Below are 16,184 nucleotides of genomic sequence, written 5' to 3' on the forward strand. Positions count from 1 at the left end.
GGCGCGAAGCGGGGGTTGGGATGAGGGGCGATGAAGCCCCGATGGTCAAGCATCATGGACTGCGTTCGCCCCTCATCCGCCCCTTCGGGGCACCTTCTCCCGAAGGGAGAAGGGTCGAAACCACCGTGAGGCCATTCCATGCACCCGATATTCAAGAACAAGAAAACCTGGAAGCGCGTCTTCCAGATCCTCACCTGGCTGCTGATCCTGGCCTTCATCAGCCACCCGGAACTGCGGCTGCTGGTCCCGCTGCTCGACTCGCTCGGCCTGGAACTGCTGCTGGGGCTGGCCGGCCTGCAACTGCTCGACCTGTACCAAGCACGGGTCGCCCCGTTCGTTGCCGTGTTCATCCGGCGCGTCCTGCAACCGGCCTTCGTCGCCCTCGTCGATGCCGCCGACCACCCCACGCTGCGCCCGGCCAGCCGCTTCCTGTGGAACCTGCTGCTGACCGGCAGCGGTTATATCGGGACACTGCTCGCGTTCAAGCTGGTCGGGTTTCACAAGGCCGCACAAAGCGCGGCATGACCTGACGCCGCAGAAAGACGAAGGGCCGCATCGCGGCCCTTCGTCGTTTCCCGTGCTACAACGTGCTCAGTTTTCCAGCAGCGGCTTGCGCGGCATCTTCTCCTCGCGCATTGCTGCGTTGTAGACGAACGAGGCGACGATGGCCGCGGCCTGCTTCAGGTCCTCCGGCTCGGCGTGGTCCCAGGTGTCCAGGTTGCTGTGGTGGACGTTGCTGAAATAGTCCAGCCGGTCCTGGATGAACTGGAAGCCCGGCAGGCCGACGCGGTCGAAGCTGATGTGGTCGGTGCTGCCGGTGTTGCGGCTGGCCACGGTGGTCGCGCCGACGTCGTTGAACGGCTTCAGCCACGCCTCGAAGATCGGCATCGCCGCCATGTTCTCCTGCGCGTAGATGCCGCGGAAGCGGCCCGAGCCGTTGTCCATGTTGAAGTACACCGAGAACTTCTCGTAGTCGCGCCGCTTCTGCAACGGGCCGGTCGGCTCGCGCAGGAACGACGGCAGTGCCTTCTGCGCCGGATCGGTCGGCTCCGGGTAGTGGGCGAAGTGCCGGGACACGTAGGCCTGCGAGCCGATCAGGCCCTGCTCCTCGCCGCTCCACAGCGCCACGCGGATGGTGCGCTTCGGCTTGGCGCCCACTGCCTTGAGGATGCGCATGGCTTCCATCATCACCGCCACGCCGGCGGCGTTGTCGGCCGCACCGGTGCCGGTGTGCCAGGAATCCATGTGCGCGCCCAGCATCACGATCTCGTCGGCCTTGCTGCTGCCGCGGATCTCGGCGACGGTGTTGTGGCCCGGCTGGTCGGCCTCGTCGGTGAAGCGCGCATCGACGTTGACCCGCAGCTTCACCGGCTGCTTGCGCTCGAGCGCGCGCGCCAGCTGGTTGTAGTGCTCGGCGATCATCGCCAACTCGGGGATGCCCACCGGCTCGCCGGCCTTGCGCGAACCGCCGCCACCGACGCGGATGATGCCGTTGTCCCAGCCGCTGATGCTGATCGCGGCCAGCGCGCCTTCCTCGACGAAGAAGGTATTGGTGGCGCGCACCAGCTCCTGGCGCTCGCCGAATTCCTTGAGCCGCTTGGCGCGCTCCTTGCTGGTGTCCTTCGGGATGGCGAACTGCTGCAGGTCCTCCAGCGAGGTGGCGTCGTGGCGGTGCGAATCGGCCTCGGTGCCGCGCTTGTAGTCGCGTGCGTCGCCCAGCAGCAGGATCTTGCCGCGCAGCTGGCCCTTGTACTTCTCCAGATCGGCCAGCTTCTTGATGTCGACCTTGACGACCTCGCCTTCCACGGTGCCGTGGGTGCCAGGCGTCCACGCCTTGGGCAGCGCGTACAGTTGGGTCACGCGCGGCTCCAGCATTTCCACGCTGGCCGAATCGAACTCCCAGCCACGGCCGAAGTCCTCGAAGGCCTCGTCATGCACGTCGGCAAGGCCCCACTCGGTGAACTTCTGCCGGGTCCAGGCATTGGCCTGCGCCATCGCCGGCGAGTTGGTCAGGCGCGGACCGATGGTTTCGGTGAGATGCGAGAACGTATCCATCACCTGCGAACGGTGGAAGGCCTCCTGGCGGATCTTGCCCACCATGTCCAGGTCCACCTGCTCGGCCGCCTGCGCGCCGGTGGCGAACGCCAGCCCCAACCCCAATGACAGCAAACCCCGCTTGATCATCACGTCCCCCGGCCCCTGGCCGATCGTTGGCAAAGGCCCGAGTCTAGCCAGCGGTGCGGACACCCGAGCCGGCCAATGGTCATGGTCGCGCAGTGCCATCCACCAAACGCATGACGTAGGTCGGGGCTACGCCCCCGACGCTTCATGCCCAATGCCGTCGGGGCGTAGCCCCGACCTACGGGAATGCGGCGCTCAGCCGCATGTCACCACCACCGCGCGTTGCAGCGCCGGTTGCCACTGCCCCGGCCAGTCGCGGTCGTTGGCCACCTGCGCCTGCGCGCGGCTGGCCTCGAACGCGGCGAAATCCAGTTCCGCCACCGCCCATGCCTGTCCCTCGGCGGCCTGCGTCAGCACGCCATCGGCGGGAAAGCCGCGGTCCATCGGCGCATACACCATCGCCTGCCCGGTGTTGACGTCCAGCGCCGGGCTCCAGCCGGCCTGCCCGGCGGTCACCGCCTTCGCCACGAACAGGCGGTTCTCCAGCGCCCGTGCCAGGCAGCCCACATGCACGCGGGTGGCGCCGGCCTCGGTATCGGTACAGCTGGGTACCACCAGCAGCCGCGCGCCGGCCTCGCATTGCGCGCGCACCGGCAATGGGAACTCGCTGTCGTAGCAGATCGCCACGCCGGCGCGGATGCCGTCCACCTCGAACACCTTCAGGGCATCGCCCGCCTCGACCAGCCCGGTGGCCTTCTCGAAGCCGGTCAGCTGCAGCTTGTCCTGCCACAGGTGTGCGCCCTGCGGCGTGAACCAGTCGCAGCGATTGCGGTAGCGGCCAGCACCGGTATCGAGCAGGAAGGTACCGGCCACCACGTGCATGTCCAGCGCGCGGGCGAGCCCGGCGAACAATTCCAGCCACGCTTGCCGGTAGCGCTGGATCGCCGCCAGCGAGGCCGGCAGGTCGCCGGAAACCGATGGCTCGAACGTCGCGGCCAGTTCCAGCGACAGGTATTCGGGCAGTACCGCGATGCGCGCGCCGGCGCCGGCGGCCTCGGCCAGCACCTGCCGCTGGCGCAGGGCGAAGGCGTCGAAGTCGGCGGGTGCGCCTATTTCGTAACGGGCGACGGCGATCTTCATGCGGCGGGCTCCAGCATGCGGGTCCAGAACGTGAGTGGGTGCAGCACTTCGCCGCGCCCGGCTTCCTGCCAGCGCAGGTGCAGGGTCATGCCGGGCCGGCGCGCGTAGCCGCGCTTGTGCCAGAACGCGTCGTTGTCGCGGTGGCCGGGCGGGCGGCGCGGATCGTCGGCTTCGCGGTCCACCACGCAGAATGCGGTCATCGCGAACCGGCCCAGGGCCCGCGCATGCGCCTCGCGCGCGTCGAAGAACGCATGGCCGATGCCGCGTCCGCGCCACGCCGGCAACAGCACCGACTCGCCGAAATAGAACACCTGCGCCGGGTCGATGCCCGCGGCCTCGAACGGCTGGCGGAACGCCGGGCCGTCGTCGAGCAGCGGCAACCCGGTCGAGGCGCCGACCACTTCGCCACCGGCACGGGCGACCACGCACACCGCATCCGCCGTGGCGGCATAGGCGGCGAGGTAGTCGCGTTCGTAATCCAGGCTGCCTTCGTACAGGTAAGGCCAGGCGTTGAACACGCCGATGCGCAGGCGCGCCACGTCGTCCAGCAGCGGCAGCAGTCCGGGACCGCGCAGGACGGTGACGGTGAGCGTGTCTTCCATCCGCCGATTCTAGCCGTGCAAAAAAATACCCGGCACATGGCCGGGCATTTCGTTGCGGCAAAACCGGCGGGCCGCTCAGGCCACGGTCGAAGAACGCAGCGCGGCGATGCGCTCCTCCAGCGGCGGGTGGCTGAGGAACAGCTTCTTCGCGGTGGAGCCGGCGATGCCGAAGGCGGCGATCTGGTTCGGCAGCGTGCTCTGGCCGTGGTTGAGCTTGAGCCGCTCCAGCGCGGCGATCATCTTCTGGCGGCCGGCGAACTGCGCGCCACCGGCGTCGGCGCGGAATTCGCGGTGGCGCGAGAACCACATCGCGATCATCGTCGCGAACAGGCCGAACACCATCTCCAGCACGAACACGATGATGTAGTAGGCAAAGCCGCGGCCGCCGTCGCGGTTGCCGGACAAGGCACTGTCGATGACGCCGCCGACCACGCGCGCCAGCACGATCACGAAGGTGTTCAACACGCCCTGCAACAACGCCATCGTGATCATGTCGCCGTTGGCGACGTGGGCGATCTCGTGGCCCAGCACCGCCTCGGCCTCGTCCTCGCTCATGTTGTGCAGCAGGCCGGTGGACACGGCCACCAGCGCGTTGTTGCGGTTGGCGCCGGTGGCGAAGGCGTTGATCTCCGGCGCGTCGTAGACCGCCACTTCCGGCATGCCGATGCCGGCGGCTTTCGCCTGGCGCGCCACCGTGTCCAGCAGCCAGCGCTCGGTGGGGTTGCGCGGCTGGGTGATGACCACCGCGCCAGTACCGCGCTTGGCCATGAACTTGGACAGCAGCAGGGAGATGATGGAACCGCCGAAACCGAAGATCGCGGCAATCACCAGCAGGCCGCTCATCTGCGTGGAATTGACGCCGAGGATGGACATCACCACGCTGGCCAGCACCAGCACGGCGAGGTTGGTCAGCAGGAACAGGCCGATGCGGGTAAACATGCGAGGGGATCCGTAAGTAATGGATAATCGGGGCGAATTTGAGGTGCGAGCGGAACGATTTCAAGCGTGAACGTGACCGGCGATTCAGCTTTGCCGCCAGCGGCCGGCTACCGCGGCCGCTTTGCCCCCTCGCCCACCGGCCCGCTGCACCCGGGCTCGATGCTGGCCGCCTTCGGCAGCTGGCTGCTGGCCCGGCATGCCGGCGGGCAATGGCTGGTGCGCATCGAGGACGTGGACGGCCCGCGCGAGGTGGCCGGCGCCGCGGCAGCGCAACTGGCCACGCTGGCCGCCTTCGGCCTGCACCCCGACGAACCAGTGCACTACCAGAGCCGGCGCCACGCGCTGTACCGGGCCGCCGTCGGACAGCTGTTGCAGCAGGGCAAGGCCTTCCATTGCCATTGCAGCCGCGCCGACCTTGCCGGCCAGCAGGGCATCCACCGCCATTGCGTGGCCCGGCCGCCGCGCCCGCAGCCGGCCATCCGCCTGCGCGTGGCCGACGGCAGCGAGGTCGCCTTCGACGATGGCCTGCAGGGGCGTTTCGCGCAGGCCGTGGACCGCGACGTCGGCGACTTCGTGCTGCTGCGTGCCGACGGCTGCTGGGCCTATCAGTTGGCGGTGGTGGTGGACGATGCCGGACAGGGCATCAGCGACGTGGTGCGCGGCGCCGACCTGCTCGACTCCACGCCGCGGCAGATCCTGCTGCAACGCGCGCTGGGCCTGCCCACGCCGCGCTACCTGCACCTGCCGCTGCTGCTGGACGCGCAAGGCGGCAAGCTGTCCAAGTCGCTGGCCGCGCAGCCGGTGGACGCCGCCGACCCGCTGCCGACGCTGCGCTGGCTGTGGCGGGCGCTCGGCCAGCCGGCAGCGGCACTGGAGGGCACCGTTACCCTGCCGGAACTATTGGAACGCGCCGTTGCCGCGTTCCAGCCGCAGCGCCTGCGCCGCGAGTCGATCAAGGCGGACGGGACGCCATTCCCCTAGGTCAGGGGCGGAGTCGGGGCCACGCCCCCGACGCTTCGGGCGGTCAACAGCGTCGGGGGCATGGCCCCGACCTACGCACTGCCGGCGCCTTCACATAGAATCGAATGCCCCCTGCGCCTTCGCCTGGACACCCCATGACGACACCCCGCATCGCACTGGTCACCGGCGGCACCGGCGGCATCGGCACCGCGATCTGCCAGCGCCTGGCCGACCAGGGCCACCGGGTCGCCACCAACTACCGTAATGCCGAAAAAGCGCAACACTGGCAGCAGCGCATGCGCGAGCAGGGTCATGACATCGCGCTGTTCCCCGGCGACGTGTCCGCCCCCGAAAGCGGCAAGGCGCTGGTGCAGGCGGTCGAGGACGCGCTGGGGCCGGTGGAGATACTGGTCAACAACGCCGGCATCACCCGCGACACCACCTTCCACCGCATGAGCCCGGAGCAGTGGCACGAGGTCATCAACACCAACCTCAACTCGGTGTTCAACGTCACCCGCCCGGTGATCGAGGGCATGCGCCGGCGCGGCTGGGGCCGGGTGATCCAGATCAGTTCGATCAACGGCCTGAAGGGCCAGTACGGCCAGGCCAACTACGCCGCGGCCAAGGCCGGCATGCACGGCTTCACCATCTCGCTGGCGCGCGAGAACGCCGGCTTCGGCATCACCGTCAACACCATCTCGCCCGGCTACGTCGCCACCGACATGGTGATGGCGGTACCGGAGGAAGTGCGCGCCAAGATCATCGCCGACATCCCCACCGGGCGCCTGGGCAAGCCGGAGGAGATCGCCTACGCGGTGGCCTTCCTGGTCGCCGAGGAAGCGGCGTGGATCACCGGCTCCAACCTGGACATCAACGGCGGCCACCACATGGGCTGGTGACGGCGGCCATGCTGCGCAGCATGGCCGGGCCTGCCGCGCAGCACGAATACCGTTTCCCAGCAGCCCGCAACCCGTACTTATGGCGGTTGCAAGCCCTGCTGCACTGCGCCATGCTGCGCATCTACCGTGACGAGTGACTGCTTAATGGCTGCGACCCGCATCATCAAGAAGTATCCCAACCGGCGGCTCTACGACACCGAGATTTCCAGCTACATCACCATCGAGGACGTGCGCCAGCTGATCCTCGACGGCGAGGACTTCGAGGTGCGCGACGCCAAGAGCGGCGAGGACCTGACCCGCTCGGTGCTGTTGCAGATCATCGCGGACAAGGAACAGGACGGCGAGCCGATGCTGTCCACGCAGTTGTTGAGCCAGTTGATCCGCTTCTACGGCGACTCGTTGCAGGGCTTCATGGGCAACTACCTGGAGCGCAGCATGCAGGTGTTCCTCGACCAGCAGCAGCAGTTCCGCCAGCAGATGGGCAACCTGCTCGGGCAGACCCCGTGGGCGATGATGAACCAGCTCACCGAGCGCAACCTGGAACTGTGGCAGGAATTCCAGCGCAGCATGGGCGCCGGCTTCGGCCGCCCGCAGCCGGGTGGCACCAAGCCGCCGGAACCGCCGCCGGGCGACAAGCGCCGCGGCAGCCGCTGAAAATGCACGAAGGCCGACGCAAGCGTCGGCCTTCTTCGCTGTGGGCCCGCATGATTCAAACCGCCGCGATTTTTCGAGTTCTTGGCCCATCTCGCAGGTGCCGGGCTTGCCCGGCGATGCCCCAGCGGGGCAAGCCCCGCTCTACCAAGGCCCCATGCCCCGACCATCTTTCCGGAGCATGATGCCGGAACCCGAGGGAACGCCTGAACCAAGCCATGCCGCAATCATGGATTTCTGCCGTTCGCCTTCCCCGCCGGCGCACATGCAGAACAGACCCGCTCGACCTCGTAGCCCTCCGCGCGCAGCTTCTCGACCACGCCATCCTCGCCCAGCAAGTGCAGTGCACCGACCACCACCAGCGTGGTGCCCTGCCCGGCCTGCAGGCGCTGCCGCAGCGGCGCCAGCCATGCGTCGTTGCGCTCGACGTTGATGCGCCGGTACAGGCCCGGGTAGTCCTGCCGCATCTGCGCGGCCATGTCGCGCCACAGGGTCACGTCGTCGCCGCGGCGCCATGCATCGTGCAGGCGCCGGCTCTGTTCGTCGCCCTTGTCCACCTGCTCCAGCGCCTCGCGCAGCAGCTGGCGCTGCTCCTCGGCGTCCATGCCGTCGAGCATGGCGATCTGCGCCGCCGCGCTCTCCAGCCCCTCGGCCGGTTTGCCGGCGTCGGCGGCGCGCGCCATCAGGTGCCGGTCCAGCCCGGCCTGCGCGTCCAGCCCCTGCCGCTGCATCTGCGCCAGGCTGATGGACAGGCCGACGAACCACGGCTTCAACCCGGCCAGTTTCTCCAGCGGCAGGCCGTTGGCGCCGGCATAGGCCTGCAGGCGCTGCCACGTTTCCGCATCGAGGTCGTCCTTGAGCTGGCGGCCATCGGCGCGCACCGCCGCCCGCAGCATCCGCGCGGCCAGCTCCGGCGCCTGCATTTCCTCCGGCGACAGTTCGAACAGCAGGCGGCGCGAGGCATCGAACGCCTTGTCCACGTCCACCGACAACGGGTAGTCCTGCGGCGTCAGCAGGTGGAACGAACCCAGCAGGTACAACGCGCTGCCCTGCGCGCCGCTGACCTTCCACAACAGCGGCACCGGCGGCGCATGGGCGGGTGCCGCCACCGGCGCGGCGGCCTGCCGTGCCAGCACCGGCGCCGGCGCGCCCAGCAGCAGGGCCGCGCCCAGCAGCAATGCCGTGGTGCGTGCCATCCAGTTCATGCGTGTCCTCCGGCGTCCGGCTTGACGTAGGTTTTCTCGCCGGCCTCGACCGGCAGGTCCATGCGGTTCTCCGGCGGCGGCAACGGGCAGGTCGCGAACGGGGTGAACGCGCACGGCGGGTTGTAGGCGCGGTTGAAATCGACCACCACCTGGCTCTTCGCGTCCGGCACGCCCACATCGATGTAGCGGCCGGCGGCATAGCTGCCGCGGCCGCTGGTGCGGTCGGCGAAGATCAGCTGCAGCGGCCGCCCGGGCTCGCCCAGCGCTTCCAGCCGCCAGGTGCGGCCATCGCGCTCGAACTCGACCGCACCGGCGTTGGCCTGGTCGCGGACCAGGCCGGTGATGTCGGCGATCGGCAGGGTCTTGCCGGCGTCGTGCGGCACGAAGCGCGCGGTGATCCGCCACGACGGATCGGCCGGCCAGTAGTCCAGCCTGGTGAAATGGACGCGCGCGGGCGCGTCGGCGTGCTTGACCCGCAGCGCGTAGCGCGGGCCGCGGTGGATCAGGCTCAGCGCGCCCTTGCCGTCGTCGAAGCTGATGATGGTCGGCTCGAAATCGTCGTCGCTGTGGAAGGCGATGCGCTTGGTCAGCGGCTGCCCCTGCACCTGCAGTGCCGCGCCCGGCTCGGGGGTGAACCACACCCGCTCGCCATCGCGCGACACCATGCCCATCCGCTCCGGCCCCACCGCCAGGCGGATGCCGCTGGTGCTGCCGCTGCCGATGTAGTGCGCCTTCAGCTCCAGCCAGTGCAGGCCGACCAGGCTGGTCCAGCCATCGGCCGCGAGCAGTTCGGTCTTGCGCTGCTCGCGCCAGATGTCGTTGTTCATCAGGAACGCGGCATCGAAGTGCGGCGCGGCGTCGGCGACGTCCTGCTTGTCGCTTCCGCCGCAACCGGCCAGCAATAGCGCCGCCAGCAACGCGGCTCCCCCCATTCGTTTCATCGTCAACGCCCCCGCAGGAACCAGCGGTCGATCTCCGCCAGCGAAAAACGCGCCCAGGTCGGGCGCCCGTGATTGCATTGCCCCGAGCGCTCGGTGGCTTCCATGTCGCGCAGCAGGGCGTTCATTTCCGGCTGCGTCAGCCGCCGGTTGGCGCGCACTGCGCCGTGGCAGGCCATCGTCGAGAGCAGCTCGTCGCGGGCACTGGCCACGCGCCGGCTCTGGCCGTGTTCGCGCAGGTCGGTGAGCACGTCGCGCAGCAGCGCCTCCGGCTCGGCATTGGCCAGCAGCGCGGGGATGCTGCGCACGTGCAGCGAGCCGGGGCCGGAGCGGGTGATCTCGAAACCGAGTTCGGCCAGCGTCGCCGCCTCGCGCTCGGCGGTGTCGGCATCGCGCTCGCCGACCGCCAGCGTGATCGGCACCAGCAGCGGCTGCGCGTGCAGGCCGATGCCGTCATGCGCGGTCTTCAGCCGCTCGTAGCCGATGCGTTCGTGCGCGGCGTGCATGTCCACCACGATCAGCCCTTCGGCGTTCTCGGCCAGGATGTAGATGCCGTGCAACTGCGCGATGGCGTAACCCAAGGGCGGCACGCCGCTGTCGGCGGAGGTCGGCGGCAGGCCGGTACCGTTGTCGACGACCGCTGCCTGCGCGGTGTCGGATGGCGCCGCATACAGCGCAGCATAGGCGGCCGGAGCCTCGGCCACCGGCAGCCCGAGCGGCGACTGCCGCGCCTGCCATGCGGTGCCCGCACCAGTGCCGCCGGCCGGACGCGCAAACGCGTAGCCGCCCCCCATGCCCGCAGCGGGCAGCGGCGATGCCCCGGCCGGGTGCGGCGCTTGCGCGGCCGCCGGCTCCATGCCGGCGCGGGTTTCGGCCAGCGCGTCTTTCAGCGTGCGGTACACGAAGTCGTGCACCAGCCGCGAATCGCGGAAGCGCACCTCGTGCTTGGCCGGGTGCACGTTGACGTCCACGCGCGCCGGGTCGAGTTCGAGGAACAACACGTAGGCCGGCTGGCGGCCGTGGTAAAGCACGTCGCCGTAGGCCAGCTTCACCGCATGCGCCACGCTGCGGTCGCGCACCGGGCGGCCGTTGACGTACAGGTACTGCTGGTCGGCGCTGGCGCGCGAATACTGCGGCTGCGCGACCCAGCCATGCAGGCGCAGGCCGGCGGCGACATGGTCGATGCGCAGCGCCTGCCGCGCGAAGTCCTCGCCCAGGGTTTCGCCCAGCCGCGCATCCGAATACAGGTCGCCGGGCTTGTAGCGGCGCGAGGGCTTGCCGTTGTGCGACACGCGCAGTTCCACGTCGGGCCGCGCCAGTGCCAGCGAGCGCAGCCATTCCTCGATGTGGCCCAGCTCGGTGCGCTCGGCGCGCAGGAACTTGCGCCGCGCCGGCACGTTGTAGAACAGCTCGCGCACTTCCACCGTGGTGCCCGGCGCATGCGCGCGCGGGGCAACCTCGCCAACCTTGCCGCCTTCGACCTGCAACGCCGCGCCATGCTCGTCGTGCGGCTGGCGCGAGGCCAGGGTGAAGCGGCTGACCGAGGCGATGGACGGCAGCGCCTCGCCACGGAAGCCGAGCGTGGCGACGGTTTCAAGGTCGTCGAGCGAAGCAATCTTGCTGGTGGCATGGCGCGACACCGCCAGCGGCAGTTGCTCGGCGGCGATGCCGCCGCCGTTGTCGCGGATGCGGATCAGGCGTACGCCGCCCTCTTCCAAGTCGATGTCGACGCGGGTGGCGCCGGCGTCGAGCGCGTTCTCGACCAGTTCCTTGACCACCGACGCCGGGCGCTCGACCACCTCGCCGGCGGCGATCTGGTTGATCAGGATTTCGGGGAGTGGGCGGATGCTGTTCATGCCGCGGCGCCCGTGGCCGGGGACGGGAAACAGGTGGGCGAACGCGCGGAAATCAGGCGGAAAGCAGGCATCGGCAGATGATAGCCGGTTGCCCGGCAACCCCGGAATCATTGTCATCGAGGTAGGCCGGGGCTACGCCCCCGATAACCCGCGTCGGTGCATGGCGGCAGCCGTCGGGGCAGTGGCCCCGACCTACAGCCAGCCGCTGGCCGACAATTGCACCTTACTTGCTGCCGCCGGCCACGGTGCCGGCGGCGGCTTCCATCTCGGCCTGCGCGCGCGCAGCGAACAGCGTGCCCGGCGGCGGCTGCCGGCTGAAGAAGGTGTGCACGCCATCGAGCACCGCGCCGGCGATGCGGCGCTGGTAGGCCGGGTCGATCAGGCGGCGTTCTTCCTCCGGGTTGGAGATGAACGCGGTTTCCACCAGCATCGCCGGCATGTCCGAGGTGCGCAGCACCGCGAAGTTGGCCCGCTCCAGGTTCGGCTTGTGGTTGTTGCCGATCCGCTTCAGGCCGCCCAGCACGTGGCCGGCCGCATCCTCGGAAGCCTTCATGTAGCCGCTCTGGGCCAGGTCCAGCAGCACGTTGGCGAGCGTGCCCTCGGTGCGCTGCAGGCTGACGCCGCCGATCAGGTCGGCCGCGTTTTCCTTGTCCGCCAGCCAGCGCGCGCGCTGCGAGGACGCGCCCTTGGTCGACAGCACGTACACCGACGAGCCGGTGGCCGAGCGGTTCTCCGCCGCGTCGGCGTGGATCGAGATGAAGATGTCGGCCTTGGCCGCGCGCGCGCGCTGGGCGCGCATCGGCAGCGGGATGAACACGTCGGTGTCGCGGGTCAGGTAGGCACGCAGGCCCGGGGTGGCATTGACCTGCCGCGCCAGTTCGCGCGCCACCGCCAGGGTCACGTCCTTCTCGCGCTTGCCGGTGGGGCCGATGGCGCCGGGGTCCTGGCCGCCGTGGCCGGGGTCGATGGCGACCACCAGCGTGCGCATGCCCGGCTGCATGGTGATGCGCGAGGCATCGCTGGGCATGACCGGGCGCGGCGCCGGCGGTTCGGCGGCCGTCACCTGCGCCGGTGTGGAAGCCGCCGGCACCGTGGCCGGTACGCCGGTGGCCACGGTCAGGCCGTTGAGGATGGCGGCAGGCGACGGGCGGGCTTCCTGCGTGGCCGTGGCCGGAGCGGGCGCATTCGCCTGCTGCAGCACCGATGCGGTCAACGCCGCCGTGGCACGGGCGGCCTCGGCACGGGCCGCGGCATCGTTCTGGGCAGGTGGTGGTGCCGTTGTCGCCGGTGTCGGTGCTGGTGCGGTGGCGGTGGCGGCCGATGCCGGGGCATCGCCCGGCCACTCGATCACCAGCTTCGATTCGGCGCCCGACGCCTGCATCCGCGGCTTGAATGCGGTCACCGACTCGGCCAGGTCGAACACCACCCGGAACGTGCCCGGCACCGGGTTGCCGGTGCGTACCGCGGTGACCACGCCGGTCGCCGCCGGCAGCTTCAGGCCGCGCACGGCGCTGGAATCGGGGAAATCCACCACCAGCCGGTTCGGCGCGGACAGGCTCAGCGTCTTGTAGCCGCCGCCGCCGGCCAACTGGATTTCGGCATGGGTGCCGGTGGCGCCCGCCTGCAGGGCGACGCCGCGGACCTCGCCCGCCCACGCCGAAGCGCAAGCGGCCAGACCGAGTCCGGCGACAAGGGCAGACAGGACAGGCAGGCGGATGGCCGTGGGCATGGCGCGGATTCAATCATTGGCGGCGCACGATTGCAACACCTTTTCCCTTAATAATCCGCAACCTGCCACACCTTCCTGTCGTCAGGCGGCAGGAAGACCCTGCAAGTGACCCGATTGCCGTGCCCGTTCCAGCCACGCCTCGCCGGCCGGTGAATGGGCGTGCAGGCTGGCCTTGCGGCCTGTGCCATGCATTTCCAGCGCCACCTGCAGGTCCAGCGGGGGCAACGCGCCGGCGCCGCGTTCGGGCCATTCGACCAGCCACAGGTCGGCCGCCGCCTCGTCCAGCCCGAGGAAGTCCAGTTCGCCGGCATTGCCGATCCGGTACAGGTCCAGGTGCCAGGCCTCGCCGGCCGGCAGCGGGTAGCGCTCGACCAGCGTGTAGGTCGGGCTGCGGATCGCACCCTGCACGCCCAGCGCGCGCAGCAATGCACGGGCCAGCGTGGATTTTCCCGCGCCCAGGTCGCCGTGCAGGTGGACCACCGCCGGCGACGGCCGGGTATGCGCCAGCAACCGGCCCAGCCGGTCGGTGGCGTCGGCGTCGGGGAGCAGCAGTTCGATCATCGTCGTCACTCCGGATTGGACAAGGCGCGCAGGTGGGGCAGCAGGTCGCGCGGCAACAAGCCGCGCTGGCCCCCGCATGCGGCAGCATCGCCGGCCAGCCCGTGCAGCAACGCACCGGCGCTGGCCGCATCGAATGCCGGCAGCCCCTGCGCGCGCAACGCAGCGATCACGCCGGTCAACAGGTCGCCCATGCCGCCCACCGCCATGCCCGGGTTGCCGGCGGCAATCACCCGCGGCGTGGCGCCCGGCGCGGCCACCACGCTGCCGGCGCCCTTCAACACGACCACGGCGGAAAAGCGCGTGGCCAATGCATACGCGGCGGCGAACCGGTCGCGCTGGACGCCGGCGGCATCGACACCAAGCAGGCGCGCGGCCTCGCCCGGATGCGGGGTGAGGATGGCCTGCGGCAGCGGGCGTGGCGCGGCGGCCAGCAGGTTCAGCGCATCGGCATCGACCACCAGCGGCTTGCCGCTGTCCAGCGCCGCCGTCCACAAGCGTCGGGCCCAGTCGTCCTGCCCCAGCCCCGGCCCCAATGCGACGACACCGGCGCGCGCCAACAACCCGGCCGGATCGAACGCATCCTCGACCGCATGCACCATCGCTTCCGGGCAGCGCGCCAGCAACGGCGCCACGTGCAGCGCGCGCGTGGCCACGCTGACCAGCCCGGCGCCGCTGCGCAGCGCGGCCTCGGCGCACAACATCACCGCGCCGCCGCTGCCGTGGTTGCCGCCGATGCACAGCACGTGGCCGGATTCGCCCTTGTGCGTGTTGGCGCGGCGCGGCGGCAACAGGCCGGGCAACACCGCTGCGTTCCAGCGCGATGCCGTGGCCCCGACACCGGCAAACGCTTCGGCGGGAACGTCCAGCACGTCCAGCAGGCAGTGCCCGGCATGTTCCAGCGCATCGCCGGTATGCAGCCCGCGGTGCGCCACGATGAACTGCAACGTGCGCGTGGCATGCACGGCCGCGCCCGGCACCGCGCCGCTGTCGGCATCGACGCCACTGGGCACGTCCAGCGCCAGCACCGGTGCGCCCGCGGCATTGATGGCCTCGACCAGCGCTGCGGCAGCGGCCGTCGGCGCCCGTGACAGCCCGATGCCGAACAACGCATCGACGACCAACTCCGCGCTCCCGAGGCAGTCGCGGGACAATTCGACCCGCCCGCCAACGGCGAGGTAGTCGGTGCACGCGCGCTGCGCCAGCGGCGTGCGCGGCGCGTCATCCGGCAGGTGCAGCACGCGCACCTCACGGCCGGACTGGCACGCCAGCCGTGCCAGCACGTAACCATCGCCGCCGTTGTTGCCCGGCCCGCAGGCCACCACGATGCGCCGCGCCTGCGGCCAGTGCTGCAACGCGCACTGCCAAGCCGCCTGCCCGGCGCGCTGCATCAGCACGTAACCGTCGCCGCCAAGCACGGCCGTGGCCTGCGCATCGATGCGCCGCGCGGCGGCGGTATCGAACAGTTCGGCGGGCGGGTTCATGCCGGCAATTCTATACTTGCGCCATGCCCGAAGCCGTTTCCGCCGCCGACATGGCGCAGCTGTCGCTGCGCATCCGCCAGCTTGCGCGCGAGGCCGGTTTCCAGCGTTGCGGCATCAGCGACATCGAGCTGCGCGAGGACGAGGCGCACCTGGCCGACTGGCTCGGCAAGGGCCTGTACGGAACGATGGAATGGATGGCCCGGCACGGCGCGATGCGCGCGCGCCCGCACGAACTGCTGCCGGGCACGGTACGGGTGATTTCGGTCGGGTTGGACTACGGCCCCAAGGAAGACGCCGAAGCCTGGGCCACCTTGAACAATGCCGAGCGCGCCTACGTCGCGCGCTATGCACTCGGCCGCGACTACCACAAGCTGATGCGCAACCGCCTGCAGAAGCTGGCCGAGCGCGTGGCCGCCGAGGTCGGCCCGTTCGGCCATCGCGTGTTCGTCGATTCGGCGCCGGTGCTGGAGCGCGCGTTGGCACGCAACGCCGGGCTGGGCTGGATTGGCAAGCACACCTGCCTGATCGACAAGGACGGCGGCTCGTGGTTCTTCCTCGGCGAGATCTACGTCGACCTGCCGCTGCCGGTCGACGCACCGGCCACCGCGCACTGCGGCACCTGCACGCGCTGCATCGAGGTCTGCCCGACCGCGGCGATCATCGCCCCGTACCGGCTCGACGCGCGCCGCTGCATCTCCTACCTGACCATCGAGCACGACGGCGCCATCCCGACGGAGATGCGCCCGCTGATGGGCAACCGCATCTACGGCTGCGACGACTGCCAGCTGGTGTGCCCGTGGAACAAGTTCGCGCGGCGCACCGACGAGCCGGACTTCCGCGCGCGCAACAACCTGGACACCGCCACGCTGCCGGAGCTGTTCGCGTGGGAAGAGGACGAATTCCTGCGCCGCACCGAGGGCAGCCCGATCCGCCGCAGCGGCCACGAGCGCTGGCTGCGCAACATCGCCGTGGCGCTGGGCAATGCCGCGCCCTCGCCCGCCGCGCGACAGGCGCTGGAAAGCCGCCGCGGGCACCCTTCCGAGCTGGTGCGCGAGCACGTGGCGTGGGGGTTGGAGCGGTACGGCGGGGAACGGGGAACAGG

Annotated in this window: 16 protein-coding genes; 6 read left to right on the plus strand and 10 right to left on the minus strand. The window is 70.2% G+C overall.

Annotated elements, in window-relative coordinates; genetic code table 11:
- Positions 1 to 138: 138 nt before the first annotated feature.
- On the plus strand, positions 139 to 525 hold the full coding sequence (locus ABB34_RS13505) for a hypothetical protein (protein WP_057641899.1): 387 nt from the start codon (positions 139 to 141) through the stop codon (positions 523 to 525).
- A 66-nt stretch (positions 526 to 591) separates the two neighbouring features.
- Here the strand turns inward: ABB34_RS13505 and ABB34_RS13510 are convergent, their stop codons facing one another.
- The 4 genes from ABB34_RS13510 to htpX all read right to left on the minus strand — a co-directional run bounded on the left by ABB34_RS13510 (position 592) and on the right by htpX (position 4,802).
- A complete protein-coding gene (locus tag ABB34_RS13510; protein WP_057641900.1) occupies positions 592 to 2,184 on the minus strand; it encodes a M20/M25/M40 family metallo-hydrolase in 1,593 nt (530 codons plus the stop codon).
- Between the two features lie 192 nt (positions 2,185 to 2,376).
- A complete protein-coding gene (locus ABB34_RS13515) occupies positions 2,377 to 3,261 on the minus strand; it encodes a carbon-nitrogen hydrolase family protein (RefSeq protein WP_057641901.1) in 885 nt (294 codons plus the stop codon).
- Positions 3,258 to 3,863, minus strand: coding sequence for a GNAT family N-acetyltransferase (locus ABB34_RS13520; RefSeq protein WP_057641902.1), 606 nt, complete (start codon positions 3,861 to 3,863; stop codon positions 3,258 to 3,260). The genes ABB34_RS13515 and ABB34_RS13520 overlap by 4 nt, the downstream gene beginning before the upstream one ends.
- 75 nt (positions 3,864 to 3,938) lie before the next feature.
- Positions 3,939 to 4,802: a protease HtpX gene (gene htpX / locus ABB34_RS13525; protein WP_057641903.1), complete on the minus strand. Its 864-nt coding sequence runs from the start codon at positions 4,800 to 4,802 to the stop codon at positions 3,939 to 3,941.
- Between the two features lie 66 nt (positions 4,803 to 4,868).
- Here htpX and gluQRS point away from each other — a divergent pair, with 66 nt between their 5' ends.
- From gluQRS to phaR, 4 genes are all read left to right on the plus strand, one after another.
- A complete protein-coding gene (gene gluQRS, locus ABB34_RS13530; protein ID WP_275452847.1) occupies positions 4,869 to 5,783 on the plus strand; it encodes a tRNA glutamyl-Q(34) synthetase GluQRS in 915 nt (304 codons plus the stop codon).
- 134 nt (positions 5,784 to 5,917) lie between these two features.
- The gene (phbB, locus tag ABB34_RS13535) at positions 5,918 to 6,661 is read left to right on the plus strand and encodes a beta-ketoacyl-ACP reductase (RefSeq protein WP_057641905.1); all 744 of its coding nucleotides are present in this window, start codon (positions 5,918 to 5,920) and stop codon (positions 6,659 to 6,661) included.
- Between the two features lie 8 nt (positions 6,662 to 6,669).
- Entirely contained in the window at positions 6,670 to 6,798 is a 129-nt protein-coding gene (locus tag ABB34_RS15805) for a hypothetical protein (RefSeq protein ID WP_275452848.1), read from the plus strand.
- 7 nt (positions 6,799 to 6,805) lie between these two features.
- Positions 6,806 to 7,315: a polyhydroxyalkanoate synthesis repressor PhaR gene (gene phaR / locus ABB34_RS13540; RefSeq protein WP_057641906.1), complete on the plus strand. Its 510-nt coding sequence runs from the start codon at positions 6,806 to 6,808 to the stop codon at positions 7,313 to 7,315.
- A 224-nt stretch (positions 7,316 to 7,539) separates the two neighbouring features.
- On the opposite strand, the gene ABB34_RS13545 is transcribed toward phaR, so the two are convergent.
- From ABB34_RS13545 to ABB34_RS13570, 6 genes are all read right to left on the minus strand, one after another.
- Positions 7,540 to 8,517 (minus strand): TraB/GumN family protein, encoded by a 978-nt coding sequence (locus ABB34_RS13545; RefSeq protein ID WP_057641907.1) that lies wholly within the window; start codon positions 8,515 to 8,517, stop codon positions 7,540 to 7,542.
- The gene (locus tag ABB34_RS13550) at positions 8,514 to 9,434 is read right to left on the minus strand and encodes a DUF1684 domain-containing protein (RefSeq protein WP_057641908.1); all 921 of its coding nucleotides are present in this window, start codon (positions 9,432 to 9,434) and stop codon (positions 8,514 to 8,516) included. Before ABB34_RS13550 ends, ABB34_RS13545 begins: the two co-directional genes overlap by 4 nt.
- 26 nt (positions 9,435 to 9,460) lie before the next feature.
- Positions 9,461 to 11,311 carry a DNA mismatch repair endonuclease MutL gene (gene mutL, locus ABB34_RS13555; RefSeq protein WP_057641909.1) on the minus strand — a complete coding sequence of 617 codons (1,851 nt, stop codon included), beginning with the start codon at positions 11,309 to 11,311 and terminating at the stop codon, positions 9,461 to 9,463.
- Positions 11,312 to 11,534: 223 nt separating this feature from the next.
- Positions 11,535 to 13,040 carry an N-acetylmuramoyl-L-alanine amidase gene (locus tag ABB34_RS13560; protein WP_057641910.1) on the minus strand — a complete coding sequence of 502 codons (1,506 nt, stop codon included), beginning with the start codon at positions 13,038 to 13,040 and terminating at the stop codon, positions 11,535 to 11,537.
- Positions 13,041 to 13,121: 81 nt separating this feature from the next.
- A complete protein-coding gene (gene tsaE, locus ABB34_RS13565; RefSeq protein ID WP_057641911.1) occupies positions 13,122 to 13,601 on the minus strand; it encodes a tRNA (adenosine(37)-N6)-threonylcarbamoyltransferase complex ATPase subunit type 1 TsaE in 480 nt (159 codons plus the stop codon).
- 5 nt (positions 13,602 to 13,606) lie between these two features.
- A complete protein-coding gene (locus tag ABB34_RS13570; RefSeq protein WP_057641912.1) occupies positions 13,607 to 15,082 on the minus strand; it encodes a bifunctional ADP-dependent NAD(P)H-hydrate dehydratase/NAD(P)H-hydrate epimerase in 1,476 nt (491 codons plus the stop codon).
- A gap of 23 nt (positions 15,083 to 15,105) precedes the next feature.
- Here ABB34_RS13570 and queG point away from each other — a divergent pair.
- On the plus strand, positions 15,106 to 16,184 hold a 1,079-nt coding region (queG, locus tag ABB34_RS13575), incomplete at its 3' end, for a tRNA epoxyqueuosine(34) reductase QueG (protein WP_057641913.1).

Source organism: Stenotrophomonas daejeonensis, assembly GCF_001431505.1.
Lineage (GTDB): Bacteria > Pseudomonadota > Gammaproteobacteria > Xanthomonadales > Xanthomonadaceae > Stenotrophomonas > Stenotrophomonas daejeonensis.

Excerpts from the sequence above, each read along its gene's own strand:
- ABB34_RS13560 (WP_057641910.1), bottom strand. The coding sequence starts at position 13,040 with ATGCCCACGGCCATCCGCCTGCCTGTCCTGTCTGCCCTTGTCGCCGGA.
- ABB34_RS13545 (WP_057641907.1), bottom strand. The coding sequence starts at position 8,517 with ATGAACTGGATGGCACGCACCACGGCATTGCTGCTGGGCGCGGCCCTG.
- tsaE (WP_057641911.1), bottom strand. The coding sequence starts at position 13,601 with ATGATCGAACTGCTGCTCCCCGACGCCGACGCCACCGACCGGCTGGGC.
- ABB34_RS13520 (WP_057641902.1), bottom strand. The coding sequence starts at position 3,863 with ATGGAAGACACGCTCACCGTCACCGTCCTGCGCGGTCCCGGACTGCTG.
- ABB34_RS13505 (WP_057641899.1), top strand. The coding sequence starts at position 139 with ATGCACCCGATATTCAAGAACAAGAAAACCTGGAAGCGCGTCTTCCAG.
- ABB34_RS15805 (WP_275452848.1), top strand. The coding sequence starts at position 6,670 with ATGCTGCGCAGCATGGCCGGGCCTGCCGCGCAGCACGAATACCGTTTC.
- ABB34_RS13510 (WP_057641900.1), bottom strand. The coding sequence starts at position 2,184 with ATGATCAAGCGGGGTTTGCTGTCATTGGGGTTGGGGCTGGCGTTCGCC.
- ABB34_RS13570 (WP_057641912.1), bottom strand. The coding sequence starts at position 15,082 with ATGAACCCGCCCGCCGAACTGTTCGATACCGCCGCCGCGCGGCGCATC.
- phaR (WP_057641906.1), top strand. The coding sequence starts at position 6,806 with ATGGCTGCGACCCGCATCATCAAGAAGTATCCCAACCGGCGGCTCTAC.
- ABB34_RS13515 (WP_057641901.1), bottom strand. The coding sequence starts at position 3,261 with ATGAAGATCGCCGTCGCCCGTTACGAAATAGGCGCACCCGCCGACTTC.
- phbB (WP_057641905.1), top strand. The coding sequence starts at position 5,918 with ATGACGACACCCCGCATCGCACTGGTCACCGGCGGCACCGGCGGCATC.
- mutL (WP_057641909.1), bottom strand. The coding sequence starts at position 11,311 with ATGAACAGCATCCGCCCACTCCCCGAAATCCTGATCAACCAGATCGCC.
- htpX (WP_057641903.1), bottom strand. The coding sequence starts at position 4,802 with ATGTTTACCCGCATCGGCCTGTTCCTGCTGACCAACCTCGCCGTGCTG.